This is a genomic window from Azohydromonas caseinilytica (genome assembly GCF_012927045.1).
In the GTDB taxonomy this organism is placed as follows: Bacteria; Pseudomonadota; Gammaproteobacteria; order Burkholderiales; family Burkholderiaceae_C; genus Azohydromonas; species Azohydromonas caseinilytica.
On record NZ_JABBFW010000006.1, the window covers coordinates 202,677 to 218,547 of the forward strand.

A 15,871-nucleotide genomic window follows, 5' to 3' on the forward strand; every position below is an offset into this window, starting at 1 on the left:
TGTCCCAAGTCTTATATAAGACATAAAATGTCGGAGTCGCCTTCCCGCCGCGCGGCGGGTGCGGCCCCTTTTCAAGCACTCCACGGAGCCGGAGCCCCTGATGCTGCAAGCCTATCGTCAACATGCCGCCGAGCGCGCCGCGCTCGGCATCCCGCCGCTGGCCCTGTCCGCCAAGCAGACCGCCGAGCTGATCGAGCTGATCAAGAACCCGCCGGCCGGCGAGGAAGCCTTCCTGCTGGAGCTGCTGACGCACCGCGTGCCCCCGGGCGTTGACGATGCGGCCAAGGTCAAGGCCTCGTTCCTGGCCGCCGTCGCCCATGGCGACCTGGCCGTGGGCCTGATCTCGCGCGCGCAGGCCACCGAGCTGCTGGGCACGATGGTGGGCGGCTACAACGTCAAGCCGCTGATCGACCTGCTCGACGACGCCGAGATCGCCGCGGTGGCCGCCGCCGGTCTGAAGAAGACCCTGCTGATGTTCGACTACTTCCACGACGTGGCCGAGAAGGCCAAGGCCGGCAACGCCGTGGCCAAGGAAGTGGTGCAGAGCTGGGCCGACGCCGAGTGGTTCACCAGCCGCCCCGAGGTCGAGCAGAAGATCACCGTCACCGTCTTCAAGGTGCCCGGCGAGACCAACACCGACGACCTGTCGCCCGCTCCCGACGCCTGGAGCCGCCCCGACATCCCGCTGCACTACCTGGCCATGCTCAAGAACGCCCGTCCCGGCGCGGCGTTCCAGCCCGAGGAAGACGGCAAGCGCGGCCCGATCGCCTTCATCGACGAGCTGAAGAAGAAGGGCAACCTGGTCGCCTACGTCGGCGACGTGGTGGGCACCGGCTCCAGCCGCAAGTCGGCCACGAACAGCGTGATCTGGGCCACCGGCCAGGACATCCCCTTCGTGCCCAACAAGCGCTTCGGCGGCGTGACGCTGGGCGGCAAGATCGCCCCGATCTTCTTCAACACGCAGGAAGACTCGGGCTCGCTGCCCATCGAGGTGGACGTCTCCAAGCTGGAGATGGGCGACGTCATCGACGTGCTGCCCTACGAGGGCAAGCTGCTCAAGAACGGTGAGACCGTCGCCGAGTTCAAGCTCAAGAGCGAAGTGCTGCTGGACGAGGTGCGCGCCGGCGGCCGCATCAACCTGATCATCGGCCGCTCGCTGACCGCCAAGGCCCGTGAGTTCCTGGGCCTGCCCGCCTCCACCGCCTTCCGCCTGCCCAAGGCCCCGGTGGACACCGGCAAGGGTTTCACGCTGGCCCAGAAGATGGTCGGCCGCGCCTGCGGCATGCCGGAAGGCCAGGGCATCCGCCCGGGCACCTACTGCGAGCCCAAGATGACCACGGTCGGCTCCCAGGACACCACGGGCCCGATGACCCGCGACGAGCTGAAGGACCTGGCCTGCCTGGGCTTCTCGGCCGACCTGGTGATGCAGTCCTTCTGCCACACCGCCGCCTATCCGAAGCCGGTGGACGTGAAGATGCACCGCGAGCTGCCCGCCTTCATCAGCAGCCGCGGCGGCGTGGCGCTGCGCCCGGGCGACGGCGTGATCCACAGCTGGCTCAACCGCCTGCTGCTGCCCGACACCGTGGGCACCGGCGGCGACTCGCACACCCGCTTCCCCATCGGCATCAGCTTCCCGGCCGGTTCGGGCCTGGTGGCCTTCGGCGCCGCCACCGGCGTGATGCCCCTGGACATGCCCGAGTCGGTGCTGGTGCGCTTCAAGGGCGAGATGCAGCCCGGCATCACGCTGCGCGACCTGGTGCACGCCATCCCGCTGTACGCCATCAAGGCCGGCCTGCTGACCGTCGAGAAGGCCGGCAAGAAGAACATCTTCTCGGGCCGCGTGCTGGAGATCGAGGGCCTGCCGAATCTGAAGGTCGAGCAAGCGTTCGAGCTGAGCGACGCCTCCGCCGAGCGCTCCGCCGCCGGCTGCACGGTGCAGCTCAACCCCGAGCCGGTGGCCGAGTACCTGCGGTCGAACATCGTTCTGATGAAGAACATGATCGCCAACGGCTACCAGGACGCCCGCACGCTGGAGCGCCGCATCAAGTCCGTCGAAGCCTGGCTGGCGAACCCGCAGCTGCTCAAGGCCGACGCCGACGCCGAGTACGCCGCCGTGATCGAGATCGACCTGGCCGACATCAAGGAGCCGATCGTGTGCTGCCCGAACGACCCGGACGACGCCAAGTTCGTCTCCGAAGTCGCCGGCACCAAGATCGACGAGGTGTTCATCGGCTCGTGCATGACCAACATCGGCCACTTCCGTGCCGCGGGCAAGCTGCTCGAAGGCAAGAAGGACATCCCGGTGCGCCTGTGGGTGGCCCCGCCGACCAAGATGGACGCCGCCGAGCTGACCAAGGAGGGCTACTACGCCACCCTGGGCGGCGCCGGTGCCCGCATGGAGATGCCGGGCTGCTCGCTGTGCATGGGCAACCAGGCGCAGATCAAGGAAGGCTCCACCGCGATGTCCACCTCGACCCGCAACTTCCCGAACCGCCTGGGCAAGAACACCAACGTGTTCCTGGGCTCGGCGGAGCTGTCGGCGGTGGCCTCCAAGCTGGGCCGCATCCCGACCCCCGAGGAGTACCTGGCCGAGATCGGCGTCGTCACCAAGAACGCCGACCAGATCTACAAGTACATGAACTTCGACCAGATCGAGGAGTACGCCGAAGTCGCCGAGGGCGTGAAGGTCTGAGGACCCTCACGGTTGCGGCCTGATGCAGGCCGCGACTGACGCATGAACGGAAAGGCCCGCGCAAGCGGGCCTTTTTCTTTGCGGCCGGGCAGCCGCTACCCGCGCCGCCGCAGCCACAACTGCAGCCCACCCTTGGGCCGCAGTGCCACGCGCAGCACCGGCTCGGCCGGCGGCGTGCCCAGCGGCAGCGCCAGCTCGTAGCGCTGCAGCAGCATCGCTGCCACCAACGTCATCTCCAGCATCGCGAAGTGCTGGCCGATGCACACCCGCGGCCCCACGCCGAAAGGCAAGTAGGCGCCGCGCGGGTGCGCCGGCGCCTCGGGCAGGAAGCGCTCCGGCCGGAACGACGCCGGCGCGTCCCACCAGCGCGGGTCGCGCTGCAGCACCCAGGGCGTGATGTAGAGCACCGCCCCGCGCGGCAGCGTCCAGCCGCCCACCGTGATCTCCCGCGTGGTGCGCCGCGACATCAGCGCCGGGATGGGCGGGTACAGCCGCATCGCCTCCTTCAGCGTGGCCGTGAGCCAGGGCAGCCGCGGCAGGTCCTCCGGGCCCGGCTCGCGGCCCTGCAGCGCGGCATCGACCTCCTCGCGCGCGCGCCGCGCCGCGTCGGGATGCTCGGCCAGCAGGCGGCTCCACCACAGCAGCGCGGTGGCCGTGGTGTCGTGCCCGGCCTGGAAGCTCACCATGCACTGGTCGAACACCTCCTGCGCGCTCAGCGCCTCACCGCTGCCCTCGTCGCGCAGCGCCAGCAGCCGCGCCAGCAGGTCCTCGCCGGCTTCCGGGTCGGGCTGGGCGCGGCGCCGCGCAATGTGCCCGCCGACCAGGCCGCGCAGCGTGCGCAGCGCGCGGCGCTTGGCGGCCTTGCCGGGCAGCGGCAGCCAGTCGGGCAGCGTCATGGGGAAGAACATCTCGCGCATCGCCGTCTCGCCCAGCACGCGCGTGGCCTCGATGGCCGCCTCGGCCTCGCCCTCCACCGGATGGCCGAACAGCGTGCGCAGGATCACGTCCATGGCCACGCGCGAGAACAACGCTTCCATGTCCACCCGCGCCTCGGCCTGGCCGGCGGGCACGGCGCGGTCCAGCGCCACGGCGGCGGCGGCGCGCATCAGCCCGGCGTAGCCCGCCACCCGGCGCGGCGTGAAGGCCGGCTGCAGCATGCGGCGCTGGCGCTGCCAGGTCGGCCCCTCGGTGGTCAGCACGCTGGCGCCGAAAGCCTGCTGGAACACCTCCACGCCGCGCTCCCAGCGCACCAGGTGCTCGGCATGGTCCACCAGCGCCTCGCGCACCAGCTCGGGCGTGAACAGGTCGTAGGTGCGGTCCACGCCCATGCGCATGGTGCAGATGTCGCCATAGGCGCGATGGCGGGCCGCGACGGCGCCGAGATAGTCGCGGTACATCGCGCGCGCCTGCGCCAGGCCCCACCAGCGCCCGGACGGACCGGGCGGGCGCTCGCCGGGGCCATGGGGCACGGCCTCGCAAGCGCCGGGCATCGCCGCGTCGGCCTCGGCGGAAGGAACGGCGTTCGCTGCGCCGTGCAGGGTCGGTGTGTGCGTGTCCATGCGCGCCATGCTGCGCGCCGGCCCCCGGCGCCGTCTTGAACGAAAGCGACATCGGCGAAAGCGGTACTGCGCCGCCGCAAGCTGCGGTTGCGGGCGCATCCGTAGACTGCCGCCATGCCCGGCAACCTCTCGCCCGATACCGTCAGCCGCCTGTGGCTGCCCCGCCCTGCGCTCAGCGCCTGCATGCGCGGCGTGCTCGGCCGCGACACGCGCGCCGCGGTGCTGGACGGCGCCCAGCGCTTCAACCACCTCGCCGCCGCGCCGCTGTGCTGGGTGTTCTGGCAGCTCGAAGGCGTCACCGAGCAGCTGCCGCCCGGCGCGCCGGCCAGCTTGTCCGTGCCGCGCCAGCCGCTGCCCTCGCCCATCCTCTTCGGCGGCCCCGCCACCGTCCCGACCCTCACCTGGAACCCGGGCCCCAGCCACGGGCTGATGCTGCTGCTCACCCCCGACGCGGCGTACCGCCTCACCGGGCTGCCGGTGCCGGAGTGGGTCAACCGCCATGCCGACGCGCGCGCCGTGCTGCCGCCGGACTGGGTTGCGATGTGCGAGGCGGTGCGGGCCGCGCCCGACGACGAGGCCCGGGTCGCGTGCATGCAGGACTTCCTGGAGCCGCGCTGGCAGGCCGTGCGCCCGGCGCTGCCGCTGCAGGGGCACCGCTACCTGGACTGGGCCCAATCCCTGGCCATGCGGGCCGCGCTGTCGGGCCCGGGCAAGAGCCTGCGGCAGGTGGAGCGGCGCATCAAGAGCTGGGCCGGCCTGCCGATGCGCTCGCTGCTGGGCCTGGGCCGCGCGGAACGGGCCTTCTTCAATGCCCTGGCCGCCGGCGAGCAGGGCCCGCCCAACCTGGCCGAGGTGGCCGACGCCAGCGGCTACGCCGACCAGCCGCACCTGAGCCGCGAGGTGCGGCGCGTCACCGGCTTCAGCCCGATGGAGCTGTACCGGCGCATCCAGGAGGAGGAGAGCTTCTGGAGCTACCGGGTGTGGCAGTAGCCCGCGCCTGGGGCCACCTGCGGCGTCAGCTCCCGCCCCGCCGCTTGACCAGCTCCAGCACCGCCTTGAAGCGCGGATGCCGGCAGCTGCGCACCCACTCGAACAGCACCATGTCGTCGCTGACGACGGTGGCGCCGGCCTGGCGCAGCCGCTGCAGCGCCGCTTGCTTGTCCGAGGGCCGGCGCGAGCCGCAGGCGGTCTCGACCACCCAGACCCGGAAGCCGCGCTCCAGCAGCCCCAGCGCGGTCTGCATCAGGCACACATGCGCCTCGCAGCCGGCGATCACGACCTCGGGACGCTCGCCCGCCGCGGCGCCCTCGGCCAGCAGCTCGGCCAGCCCGTCGCCGCAGGCGTCGAAGTGCATCTTGCGCAGCGTCACGTTGCAGCGCCCGCGCACGGCCTCGGCGTTGGGCCCCAGCCCGTCCGGGTTCTGCTCCGTGCCCACGACGCGGATGCCCAGCACGCGCGCGGCATCGGCCAGCGTCACGGCCGCCTCGACCACGGCCTCGGCCTCGTGGATCGCCGGCATCAGCCGCCCCTGGTAATCGACCAGCACCAGCACGCTGCGGGCAGCGTCCATCTTCAGCATCACGGGCCTCCTTCCCACCTGAGAGTTCGTTGCCGTGAGCATAGGCGGCCGGCCCGCTGCGACGCCGCACCGCCCGGCCCTGGCCTCGACCCGTGAAAAAGCCCGCGCGCAGCGGGCTGTCCTTGCTCAGGCCGCCACCGCGGCAATGCGGTGACGGCGGCCCGTCGCGGCGCCTCAGCGCCCCTGCTCCTGCGCCCGGCTGGTGGGCGGGAAGTGGTCCAGCCAGCCGCCGACGTCGCGCCGGTAGGTGGGGTCGTTCAGGTCGGGCCAGCGGTCCTCGTCGAAGCCGCGCTTCATGTCCAGCTGCTCGCGCGGCACGTTGAGCACCAGGTCGCCGTCGGCCTTGGCGGGCGCGCTCAGTGCGCTCAGCGGCAGCGCCAGCATCTTGTCGTCGGGGCTCCACTTCTTGTCGAAGTCCAGCACCACGTAGTGCACGCGCTGCTGCGCCATGTTGACCACCACGTCCTCGATCTCGCCGGCATCGGCGCCCTGGCGGTCGTTGACGTCCTTGTCGATGAGCTGGCTCATGCGCATCAGGCGCGTGCTGGCCGCGCCGGCCGCGGCGCGCTGCCCGGCGCCGTGGTAGCGCTCCACGTCGCGCCAGTAGCTGTCGGTGTCCAGCCCCGGCCAGCGCGCCTTGTCGAAGCCCGGCGCGGCGTTGAGCTGGTTGCGGTCCACGGTCAGCACCAGGTCGTCGTTGTCCGCCGAGGTGCGGAAGGCATTGACCGGGTAGGCGAAGAGCTTGTCGCCCACGCCCAGCACGCCGCCGAAGGACAGCACCGCGTACTGCAGCCGGCCGCTGCCCAGGTTCACGATCAGGTCCTCGATGCGGCCGAGCTTGGCGCCGCTGGGGTCGCGCACGTCGCGGCCGATGATCTGGCTGGCGCGCGCGTCACGGGCCAGCGCGCCCTGCGCGGCCGGCGCCGTGGCGCTGCGCGACGCGCTGCCGGGGCTGCCCTGGCTGCCTTCGGCGGCCAGCAGTGGCGGCGCGGCCAGCGCGCCGGCGCACAGCAGCAGGGCCAGCACGCGGGAGCGAGGGCGGGAGCGGAAGTTCGGCTTCATGTTGTTCTCCTGGACGGATGGCGGTGCACCGGGCGCCTTGCAGACGCCCGGCAAGACGGTCAGCGGCTTTTCCAGCCGGGCAAGCCCCGGTCCCAGCCGGGCCGGCAAGGCGCCGGGCCGGCGCATGAAAAAGCCGCGGCGTGCCGCGGCCCGGTGCGGGGGCTGTCCCGGCCGCCGTTGGGCAGCCGGGTGGCCGTGCCCGGCCTCAGCGGCCGGTGCCGGAGCCGGTGCCGCCGGAGGGCGCGCCGCCGTTGGGGCTCACGGCCGAGCCGGACTGGCCGCGGTCGGAGGTCGAGCCGCTGTTGCCCGAGGACGCGCTGCCGGTGTTGGGCGAGCCCATGCCCGAGCTGCCGCCGCCCGAGCTGCTGCCCGAGCTCATGCCGCTGCCCGAAGTCATGCCGCTGCTGGAAGACCCCGTGCTGCCGCCGCTCGTGGCGCCGCCATAGCTGGAACCCGTGCCCGAGCCGCTGCTGGACGAACCGCCGGAGCTGGAGCCCGAGCTGCCGCTGCCCGTGATGGCGCTGCTGGTGCCGGTGCGGTTGCCCTGGTCCATGCCGGAGCCGGTGCCCTGGCTGGCGGCGGTGCTCTGCGTGGAGCGGGTGCCGGCGGCCATCACGGGCACGTCCAGGCCGCCGCGCAGCGCCTCGTTGTAGGCCTGGCGGGCCTCGTGCAGGCACGTGGCGCGGGGCTGGCTGCTCTGGCCGCTGTTGCAGTACTGCACGTCGGAGCGGTACATCTGCTGCGCGGCGCTGCGGTCGCCGCGCGTGGCGGCCTGGCTGGCGGTGGTGGCGGCCAGCGCCAGCAGCACGGCGCTGCCCATGCAGGCCAGGCGGAAGTTGCGGCGTGCCACATCGAGCTGACGGGTCTTCATGCGTTTCTCCTTGATCCAACGACGTAGTAGGGATGACGGCGCCCAGGCGCCGAGCGGCCGGTGCCGTCTTCTCAGCAAGCGGCATGCGCGGCGCGGGCGCAGGGCTTGCCGGCAGCGCGGCATCGCCCACCCAGCGGGCTGTGGAGAAGCGCCCATGAACCACCATCCCTATGCCGAATGCATCGAGGCCTGCGACCAATGCGCCAGGGCCTGCGACAACTGCGCCGTCGCCTGCCTGCAGGAGGCCGACCCCAAGCCGATGGCGCGCTGCGTCGCGCTGGACATCGACTGCGCGGCGGTGTGCCGCCTGGCCTCGGGCGCGATGGCGCGCGACAGCGAGCACGCGCAGGCCATCTGCGCCCTGTGCGCGCAGCTGTGCGAAGCCTGCGGCACCGAATGCGGCCGGCATCACCACATGGACCACTGCCAGGAATGCGCCGAGGCCTGCCGCGTCTGCGCCGAGGCCTGCCGCCGCGCGGCGCTGCATGGGAGCGTGGGGGCGCCTTGAGGACTATCCGAGCGCGCCGCTGAACGCGGCACCCGGTGGAGACAGGCGGCCCAGCCGCCTCCCGGAAGGCTGACCCTCCGCCATCCCCTCGCCCGCTTGCGGGAGAGGGGATGGCGGCGTCACGTCTTCGGGCTACGGGCTACGGGCAAACGAACCAAGCCCCTGCCCAGGATGAGCCGCGGGCCCCGTGCCCTAAGGCGCAATCTCCTCCGCCCAGTCGTACAGCGCCCCCAGGATCTCCTGCCCGCGCTCGTCGGCCGTCTCGCTGAGCGTGTCGATGCGCTCGGCGTAGGCGGCCAGCGTCAGCACGCCGCCCTGCCCGTCATGCAGGCGCCGGGTGCGGTGCTTGTCCCAGCGCGCGCGCTCGCCCTCGTCCAGCGTGTTGGCGAAATTGCGCGCACGCCAGCGGAACACCAGCTCCGACAGCCGCGGGTCCTCGAAGGGCGGCTCGCGCAGCGCCAGCTCGTGCGGCGGCGCGGCGCGCAGCGCATTGAGCTTGTGGCGGTCCCCGTTGCTGACGAAACCACCGTAGAGGTCCTCGTCCACGTCCACCGGCCCGGCCACGGCCGGGCGCTCGAACACCTGCGCCCACAGCTGCGGCGGCAGCGGCGGCTCCGCCGCGAAGCGCTGCGCGTGCTGCAGTTGCTGCTCCAGGTCCAGGCCCCAGCGCTGCGCCTGCGCGGCACTGAGCGTGCGCAGGTTGCCGATCACCACCGGCGACTTGTTGATGTGGATGCTCTTGATCGGCAGCCGCGTCACGCCCTCGGGCAGCTCGTCGGCGCGGGTGAACAGGCGTTGGCGGATGGTGTCGGCGTCCAGCCCGGACAGCTCGCGCGGGTCGGCCGCCAGGTCCCAGCACAGCAGCTCGTTGCGGTTGCTCGGATGCGGCCCCAGCGGCCACATCAGTGCCAGGCAGCCGCGCTCGGGGGCGAACATGCCCGAGACATGCAGGAAGGGCTTGCCGACGCCGATCTCGGCCAGCACCGCGTCCTTGCGCCGCAGCTTCAGACAGAACTCCCAGAGCTTGGGTTGTGCCTCGCGCAGCCTGCGCGCCAGGGCCACGGTGGCGCGCACGTCGGAGAGCGCGTCGTGGGCCGAGTCGTGGGTGATGCCGTTGGCGGCGGTGAGGTCTTCGAGGCGGAAGGACGGGCGCCCGTCGGGATGGCGCGGCCACTGCAACCCCTCCGGGCGCAGCGCGTAGGCGCAGCGCACCACGTCCAGCAGGTCCCAGCGTCCGCAGCCGTTCTGCCACTCGCGGGCGTAGGGGTCCATGAGGTTGCGCCAGAACAGGAAGCGCGTGACCTCGTCGTCGAAGCGGATGCTGTTGTAGCCCACGCCCACCGTGCTCGGCACGGCCAGCTCGGCCTCGATGGCGGCGGCGAATTCGCGCTCGGGCACGCCGTGCTCCTGGCAGTGCTGGGGCAGGATGCCGGTGAGCAGGCAGCTCTCCGGGTCGGGCAGCATGTCCAGCGGCGGGTGGCAGTAGAGGGTCAGCGGCTCGCCGATCTCGTTGAGCTCGGCATCGGTACGCACCCCGGCGAACTGGGCCGGGCGGTCGCGGCGCGGCACGCGGCCGAAGGTCTCGTAGTCGTGCCAGAAAAAGGTCAGGTCGCTCATCGGCGGGACGATACCCGAGGCGCCTGCGCCCGCCCTTTCGGCCCGCTCCCAGCGCGGATTCAGAAGCCCGGTTCGACGCGCCTGAAACTGGCGAACCGCGGCAGCCCGCTGGCACTCCAGCCGCGGTGCCGGTAGCTCACCACGCTGCCCAGCGGCGGCGGGTCGCGGCGCAGCGCCTCGCTGAAGCCGCTGCCCAGCAGGAACTCGCGGCCTTCCGGCAGGCGCAGCCGCAGCGCCACCAGCAGCCCGCGCATGCGCCCCTCGGCGCCGAAGCGCTGCGCCACCACCACGCCCTCGGCGTCCTGCTGCGGCTTGAGCTTCAGCAGCAGCCCGCTGCGGCCGGCCACGTAGGGCGCGTCGGCGCGGTGCAGCATCAGCCCTTCCCCGCCGGCATTGACCACCTCCCGAAGCTTGCGCTGCAGCGCGGCCCGGTCGCTCACCCGCTCCTGGGGCACCGCCCGCAGCGCGGGCGCATCGAGGTCCGCCACCAGGGCGGCCAGCGCGCGGGCCCGCTCCTCGAAGCTCCCCGGTGCGCCCGGCAGCTCGAAGAGCTGGTAGCGGATGCCGGCCCAGTCCGCCGCCTGCGCGCCCTGGCGCTTGACCAGCCCGGCCAGGGTGCTGAAGCGCCCGCGCTCCAGCCACAGCTCGCCGTCCAGCGGCTGCGGCGGCAGCCGGCTCAGGAAGGCCTGCGGTGCGGGCACCGGTGCGCCGCTGCGAAAGCGCAGCCGCTGGCCGTCCCACAGCGCGCGCACGCCGTCGTACTTCTCGCTCACTAGGTAGCCGGCCGGATCGATGTCGTCCGGCGCCTCGCGCGCCAGCAGCAGCGCGGGCGGCGGCTCGGCCGCGTCATCGCCCCGCTCCCGCGCCGATGCGGGCAGCCCCGCGCCCGTCGTCACCCATGCCGGCAGCAACTGCAGCAGCCGGCGCCTCGTCAGCGCCTTCTCGTCCATGTCCGCCTCCCTAACTTCATGCCGCGGCGCAGCATAGGAGCGCGTCCGCGCGGCCGGGCTCGGTCCGAACCCGCAGCCGCCCGCGCCCCGTCCCTGCGCGCGGTGCGCCGCGGCGCGGACTTGTGCCGGCTGGCCCTGTGGACAGCAGCGCCGCAGGCCGGCCGCGCGGTGCGGGCATGGTCCAATCCCGGGATGAGTGAAAGACCCAAGATCGGATTGAAGTCCGGCGCCAAGACCCGCGACCCGCGCCGTGCCAGCGTGCGGCCCACCGCCCGCAAGGCCGGCCCGCCGCCCACCGCCGCCGAGCGCGCGGCGCGTGCCGAGCGCAGTGAGCGAGGCGCCGAGCGCCGCGGCGAAGGCCCCGCGCGCGGCCCGCGCCGCGACGCCGGCGACCGCCCCCCGCGCCGCGACGAGCGCGGCGGCTTTGGCGACCGGCCTCAGCGCGAACAGCGTGGTGATTTCGGCGATCGCCCGCGCCGCGATGAGCGGCCCGCCTACGGTGATCGCCCGCCCCGCGACGAACGCGGTGGCTTCGGTGACCGGCCGCGCCGTGATGAGCGCGGCGGCTTCGGCGACCGTCCCCAGCGCGAACAGCGCGGCGGCTTCGGCGATCGCCCGCGCCGCGATGAGCGGCCCGCCTATGGCGAGCGTCCGCCCCGCGACGAACGCGGCGGCTTCGGGGACCGTCCGCGCCGTGATGAGCGTGGCGGCTTCGGGGACCGCCCCCGTCGCGACGAGCGCCCCGCCTACGGCGACCGCCCGCAGCGCGATGAGCGCGGTGGCTTTGGTGATCGCCCGCGCCGCGATGAGCGTCCGGCCTTTGGCGACCGTCCCCGCCGCGATGAGCGTGGCGGCTTCGGTGACCGCCCCCGTCGGGATGAGCGTCCCGCCTACGGCGAGCGGCCGCAGCGCGATGAGCGCGGCGGCTTCGGTGACCGCCCGCGCCGCGACGAGCGCCCTGCTTATGGCGAGCGTCCGCGCCGCGACGATCGCGGCGGCTTCGGCGACCGGCCCCATCGCGACGAACGTCCCGCCTATGGCGAACGTCCGCGCCGCGACGACGGCCCCGCCTTCGACCGCCGCCGTCCCGCGCCGGGCCAGCCTGTCGAGACCGCGCCCGCCAGGGACAGGGCTGCCGCGGACGAGGATGCGGACCAGGTTGCGCGCGCACGCGCCGGCGAGGACAGCGCCGCCGAGCCCGCCACGGCGGCGCAGGGCGTGCGCCTGTCGAAGCACCTGGCGGAACAGGGCCTGGTGTCGCGGCGCGAGGCCGACGAGTGGATCGAGGCCGGCTGGGTCAAGGTGGACGGGAAGATGGCCGTGCTGGGCCAGCGCCTGATGCCGGGCCAGGTGGTGGAGATCGACCCCGCCGCGCGCGAGTCGCAGGCCAAGCGTGTGACCATCCTGCTCAACAAGCCCATCGGCTACGTCAGCGGCCAGGCCGAGGACGGCTACGAGCCCGCGTCGGTGCTGGTCACGGCCGAGAACCACTGGGGCGAGGACCCGGCACGCATCCGCTTCCATCCCGGCCACATGCGCGGCCTGGCGCCCGCGGGACGGCTGGACATCGACTCCACCGGGCTGCTGGTGCTGACCCAGGACGGGCGCGTGGCCAAGCAGCTCATCGGCGACGAGACCCGCGTCGAGAAGGAATACCTGGTGCGCGTGGAGTACCAGCACCCGGGCCGGCTGCCCGACCGCGACCTGGAGCTGCTGCGCCATGGCCTGGAGCTCGACGGCAAGCCGCTCAAGCCCGCGCAGGTGAGCTGGCAGAACGAGGATCAGCTGCGCTTCGTGCTGCGCGAGGGCCGCAAGCGCCAGATCCGCCGCATGTGCGAGGCGGTGGGGCTGAAGGTGGTGGGCCTCAAGCGCGTGCGCATCGGCTCCGTGGTGCTGGGCAAGCTGCCGCCGGGGCAGTGGCGCTACCTGGGCGAGTTCGAGAGGTTCTGAGGCCGGGATGGCCGCCGCGGGCTCCTTGAGCCCGGGAGGCTGACACGCTGCGCGGGCGATGGGCCGCCCAGGGATCGCCTGGTCCCGGGCTCATCCCCTCGCCGCCACGCAGCGGGGGAAAAGGACAGGGGTACTGCTGCAGGCAGCGTCACACGGCCAAGCCCGGCACCCTCACCCCTGCCCCTCTCCCGCTTCGCGGGCGAGGGGAAGCCGGCACCCCGGCGGCGAGAGCGCCACGGCTCTGCCGCCGTGTTGCTGAAGAGGCCCGATCAGCCCCGGTCGGCGCGCGCCGCGCGCATGCCCGAGCCCGTGCCGCGGTCGGTGTGCACGTCCACCGCGCCGTTGGCATTGCGGCCCACGTCCACGTCCACGCCCGGCACGCCGCGGGCGGTCTCATTGCGGCTGGGTGCCGGCTCGTTGGCGTTGTTCTTGTTGACGTTCACGTCGACGGCGCCCTTGGCGTTCTTGCCCACGTCCACGTCCACGCCGGGCACGCCGCGGTTCATTTCCTGCTGCGCGGCCGAGGTGCCGCTGCCCACGTTGGACTGGTCCGCAGCCTGCACGGCGCCCCCGAGGGCCAGCAGCGAAACGGCGGCGGCGATGAGGCTGTTGCGAATGGCGGTCATGTCGTGCTCCTTCTAAGCGATGAGTCATGGAATCGCCCCCGGGTGCCGCGCCGTGCCGGCTCCGGGCAGCTCCCGGGGTCGTGCACCTGTTCGGCAAGGGCCGTGCCCGGGAAGCCCGCCGAGTGGGCCGGGGCCCTCCCCAAGCAGGTGGGACGACGTGAATCGCGCCGCGCACGTTGCGCCTGCCCGGACCGTTGCGCTGGAAACCATGACGCCCATGGCGCCTTCACGGCGGGGCCTTGGCGCCCGCCGATGCGGCGCGCTGCACCGCGACAGGACCTGATGGGCGGGCGCCCTACGCCGCCGTGCGCGCCCCGTCGGCCAGGCTGTCCCCCTCGCCGCCCAGCATCTCGCCCACGCGCTGGTTCAACAGCGCCAGGTTGACCGGCTTGACGAAGAAGCTGGCCTTGCCGTGCACCAGCGGCTCGTCGCCGGCATAGCCCGACATCATGATGATGGGCAGCTCGGCGCGGCGCTGGCGCAGGCGCATCACCAGCTCGCGCCCGCTCATGCCCGGCATGCTGAGATCGGTGATGACCAGGTCGGCCGGGTCGGCCGCGTCCAGCGCCAGCGCGGCCTCGCCGTGGCTGGCCACGCTGACGCGGTAGCCCATGCTTTCGAAGTAGTACTGGAACACGGTCGTGATGTCGCCCAGGTCATCGACGACGAGGATGTGCGGCTGGCTGCTCATGAGAGTCGGGCGCTTTCAGCGGGAGGAGGATGGGCCGGCTGGCGCCCCGGCCGGCGTCGCGGGTGATGCATGCAGCGCCGAGCGGATGCGCTCCAGCAGCTCGGCACGGCGGTAGGGTTTCACAAGGACGGGATCACCGCCCGGGCCGCCGGACTCGTCGGCATAGCCCGTGGTCAGCAGCACCGGCAGCCCGGGCAGCCGCTGGCGTGCGCGCTCGGCCAGCATCAGCCCGTTCATGCCGCCGGGCATGATGATGTCGGTGAAGAGCAGCTCCACGCGGCCGTGGCCCTCCAGCAGCTCCAGCGCCGCCTCGCCGCTGGAGGCCGACAGCACGTGGTAGCCCTCGTCGCGCAGCAGCTGCTCGGCCGTGTGGCGCACGTCGTCGCTGTCATCGACCACCAGGATGGTGCCCTGCGCGTCCCCGGGCCCACGCCCGGGCTCCTCGGGCCGCGGCAGCGGCGGTGCCGCCACGGGAAAGATCATGCGCACGGTGGTGCCGCGGCCGGGCGCGCTGTCGAGTTCCAGCCGGCCGTGCGACTGCTGCGCGAAGCCGTGCACCATGGCCAGGCCCAGCCCCGTGCCGGGCGGCTTGGTGGTGAAGAAGGGCTCCGTGGCGCGGCGCGCCACCTCGGCCGTCATGCCCTCGCCCTCGTCGATGACGCACAGCACCACGTAGCTGCCCGGCGGCAGCTGGTGCGCGCGCGCACGCAGCCGCTCGTCCAGCAGCGAGGTAGCGATCGTGACCCGGCCGCCGCCGGGCATGGCGTCGCGCGCGTTGATCAGCACGTTGAGCAGTGCCATCTCCAGCTGCGTCGGGTCGAGCCGGCAAGCCGGCAGGCCGGGCTTGAGGTCCAGCCGCAGGTCCACCTGCGCGCCCAGCGTGCGCGCCAGCATCTCGCTGAACTCCACCACCAGCGCATTGAGGTTCACCTGCCTTGGCTCCAGGCGCTGGCGCCGCGCGAAGGCCAGCAGTTGCTGCGTCAACTTCCCACCGCGCTCGGCGGCGCGCTGCGCATGCTGCACGCTGCGCAGCACCTCCTCGTCGTCGCCGCCCAGGCGCTGCGCCACCAGCTCCAGGTTGCCCGTGATCACCTGCAGCAGGTTGTTGAAGTCGTGCGCCAGCCCGGCGGTGAGCTGGCCGATGGCCTCCATCTTCTGCGCCTGGCGAAAGGCCTGCTCGGAGTTGCGCCGCCGCGTGATGTCGACCTGCGAGGAGAAGAAGTACAGCAGCTTGCCCTGCGGGTCGAAGACCGGGCCGACGAACAGCGCGTTCCAGAACGGCGTGCCGTCGGCCTTGTAGTTGAGGATGTCCACCGCCACGGCCCGCCGCTCGGCCACGGCGGTGCGGATCTCCGCCACCGTCTCGGGGTCGGTCTGCGGGCCCTGCAGGAAGCGGCAGTTGCGCCCCAGCACCTGCGCCTCTTCGTAGCTGGTGAGGTCCAGGAAGGCACGGTTGATGAAGACGACGGGGTTGTCGCGCTGGTTGGGGTCGGTGATGACCATGGGCATGCGCGTCATCTCGATGGCGGCGAAGAACACGCCGCTGCGCTCGTCCAGCCCCGGGCGGGTGATGAAGCTGGCCTGCCAGTGGCGCAGGCCCGGCCGGTCGCCCAGCGGGTGGCAGGCGTTGCCTTCCAGCTCGCCGGAGGCGGGCACGCCGGCGCTGTCGCCCCCGCCCTGCCGGTCCAGCACCTTGCCGCTGTCGTCGCCCTTGCTGCCGATCGTCATCACCGCTCCGTCGTGGGCCGCAGGATGGATTCAGGCAG

At 72.9% G+C, this 15,871-nt stretch carries 13 protein-coding genes; 4 read left to right on the forward strand and 9 right to left on the reverse strand.

Translation table 11 applies throughout. From position 1 onward, the window contains the following. The first annotated feature begins 100 nt into the window (after window positions 1-100). Window positions 101-2,692 carry a bifunctional aconitate hydratase 2/2-methylisocitrate dehydratase gene (gene acnB, locus HHL10_RS11190; RefSeq protein ID WP_169160430.1) on the forward strand — a complete coding sequence of 864 codons (2,592 nt, stop codon included), beginning with the start codon at window positions 101-103 and terminating at the stop codon, window positions 2,690-2,692. 95 nt (window positions 2,693-2,787) lie between these two features. Here acnB and HHL10_RS11195 read toward each other — a convergent pair whose 3' ends face one another. Further along, entirely contained in the window at window positions 2,788-4,251 is a 1,464-nt protein-coding gene (locus HHL10_RS11195; protein WP_235971330.1) for a cytochrome P450, read from the reverse strand. A 114-nt stretch (window positions 4,252-4,365) separates the two neighbouring features. Here HHL10_RS11195 and HHL10_RS11200 point away from each other — a divergent pair, with 114 nt between their 5' ends. After that, entirely contained in the window at window positions 4,366-5,241 is an 876-nt protein-coding gene (locus tag HHL10_RS11200; protein WP_169160431.1) for a helix-turn-helix domain-containing protein, read from the forward strand. Between the two features lie 25 nt (window positions 5,242-5,266). Here the strand turns inward: HHL10_RS11200 and HHL10_RS11205 are convergent, their stop codons facing one another. The 3 genes from HHL10_RS11205 to HHL10_RS11215 form a co-directional block, all read right to left on the reverse strand. Beyond that, window positions 5,267-5,830, reverse strand: a complete 564-nt coding sequence (locus tag HHL10_RS11205) for an isochorismatase family protein (RefSeq protein ID WP_169160432.1) — start codon at window positions 5,828-5,830, stop codon at window positions 5,267-5,269. Window positions 5,831-6,004: 174 nt separating this feature from the next. Continuing rightward, on the reverse strand, window positions 6,005-6,892 hold the full coding sequence (locus HHL10_RS11210) for a PRC-barrel domain-containing protein (protein ID WP_169160433.1): 888 nt from the start codon (window positions 6,890-6,892) through the stop codon (window positions 6,005-6,007). A 205-nt stretch (window positions 6,893-7,097) separates the two neighbouring features. Next, on the reverse strand, window positions 7,098-7,763 hold the full coding sequence (locus HHL10_RS11215) for a hypothetical protein (protein ID WP_169160434.1): 666 nt from the start codon (window positions 7,761-7,763) through the stop codon (window positions 7,098-7,100). Between the two features lie 154 nt (window positions 7,764-7,917). Between HHL10_RS11215 and HHL10_RS11220 the strand changes: the two genes are divergently transcribed. Next, window positions 7,918-8,271, forward strand: a complete 354-nt coding sequence (locus HHL10_RS11220) for a four-helix bundle copper-binding protein (protein ID WP_169160435.1) — start codon at window positions 7,918-7,920, stop codon at window positions 8,269-8,271. 192 nt (window positions 8,272-8,463) lie between these two features. Here HHL10_RS11220 and sbcB read toward each other — a convergent pair whose 3' ends face one another. Both sbcB and HHL10_RS11230 read right to left on the reverse strand, forming a co-directional pair. Next, window positions 8,464-9,888, reverse strand: coding sequence for an exodeoxyribonuclease I (gene sbcB, locus HHL10_RS11225; RefSeq protein ID WP_169160436.1), 1,425 nt, complete (start codon window positions 9,886-9,888; stop codon window positions 8,464-8,466). Window positions 9,889-9,947: 59 nt separating this feature from the next. After that, window positions 9,948-10,838 carry a DNA ligase gene (locus HHL10_RS11230; RefSeq protein WP_169160437.1) on the reverse strand — a complete coding sequence of 297 codons (891 nt, stop codon included), beginning with the start codon at window positions 10,836-10,838 and terminating at the stop codon, window positions 9,948-9,950. 192 nt (window positions 10,839-11,030) lie between these two features. Here HHL10_RS11230 and HHL10_RS11235 point away from each other — a divergent pair, with 192 nt between their 5' ends. Beyond that, window positions 11,031-12,788 (forward strand): pseudouridine synthase, encoded by a 1,758-nt coding sequence (locus HHL10_RS11235; RefSeq protein ID WP_235971332.1) that lies wholly within the window; start codon window positions 11,031-11,033, stop codon window positions 12,786-12,788. A gap of 269 nt (window positions 12,789-13,057) precedes the next feature. Here HHL10_RS11235 and HHL10_RS11240 read toward each other — a convergent pair whose 3' ends face one another. From HHL10_RS11240 to HHL10_RS11250, 3 genes are all read right to left on the reverse strand, one after another. Then, window positions 13,058-13,414, reverse strand: coding sequence for a hypothetical protein (locus HHL10_RS11240; RefSeq protein WP_169160439.1), 357 nt, complete (start codon window positions 13,412-13,414; stop codon window positions 13,058-13,060). A 295-nt stretch (window positions 13,415-13,709) separates the two neighbouring features. Then, window positions 13,710-14,105: a response regulator transcription factor gene (locus tag HHL10_RS11245; RefSeq protein WP_169160440.1), complete on the reverse strand. Its 396-nt coding sequence runs from the start codon at window positions 14,103-14,105 to the stop codon at window positions 13,710-13,712. Window positions 14,106-14,120: 15 nt separating this feature from the next. Then, entirely contained in the window at window positions 14,121-15,833 is a 1,713-nt protein-coding gene (locus HHL10_RS11250) for a histidine kinase famiy protein (protein ID WP_169160441.1), read from the reverse strand. Window positions 15,834-15,871: the final 38 nt, after the last annotated feature.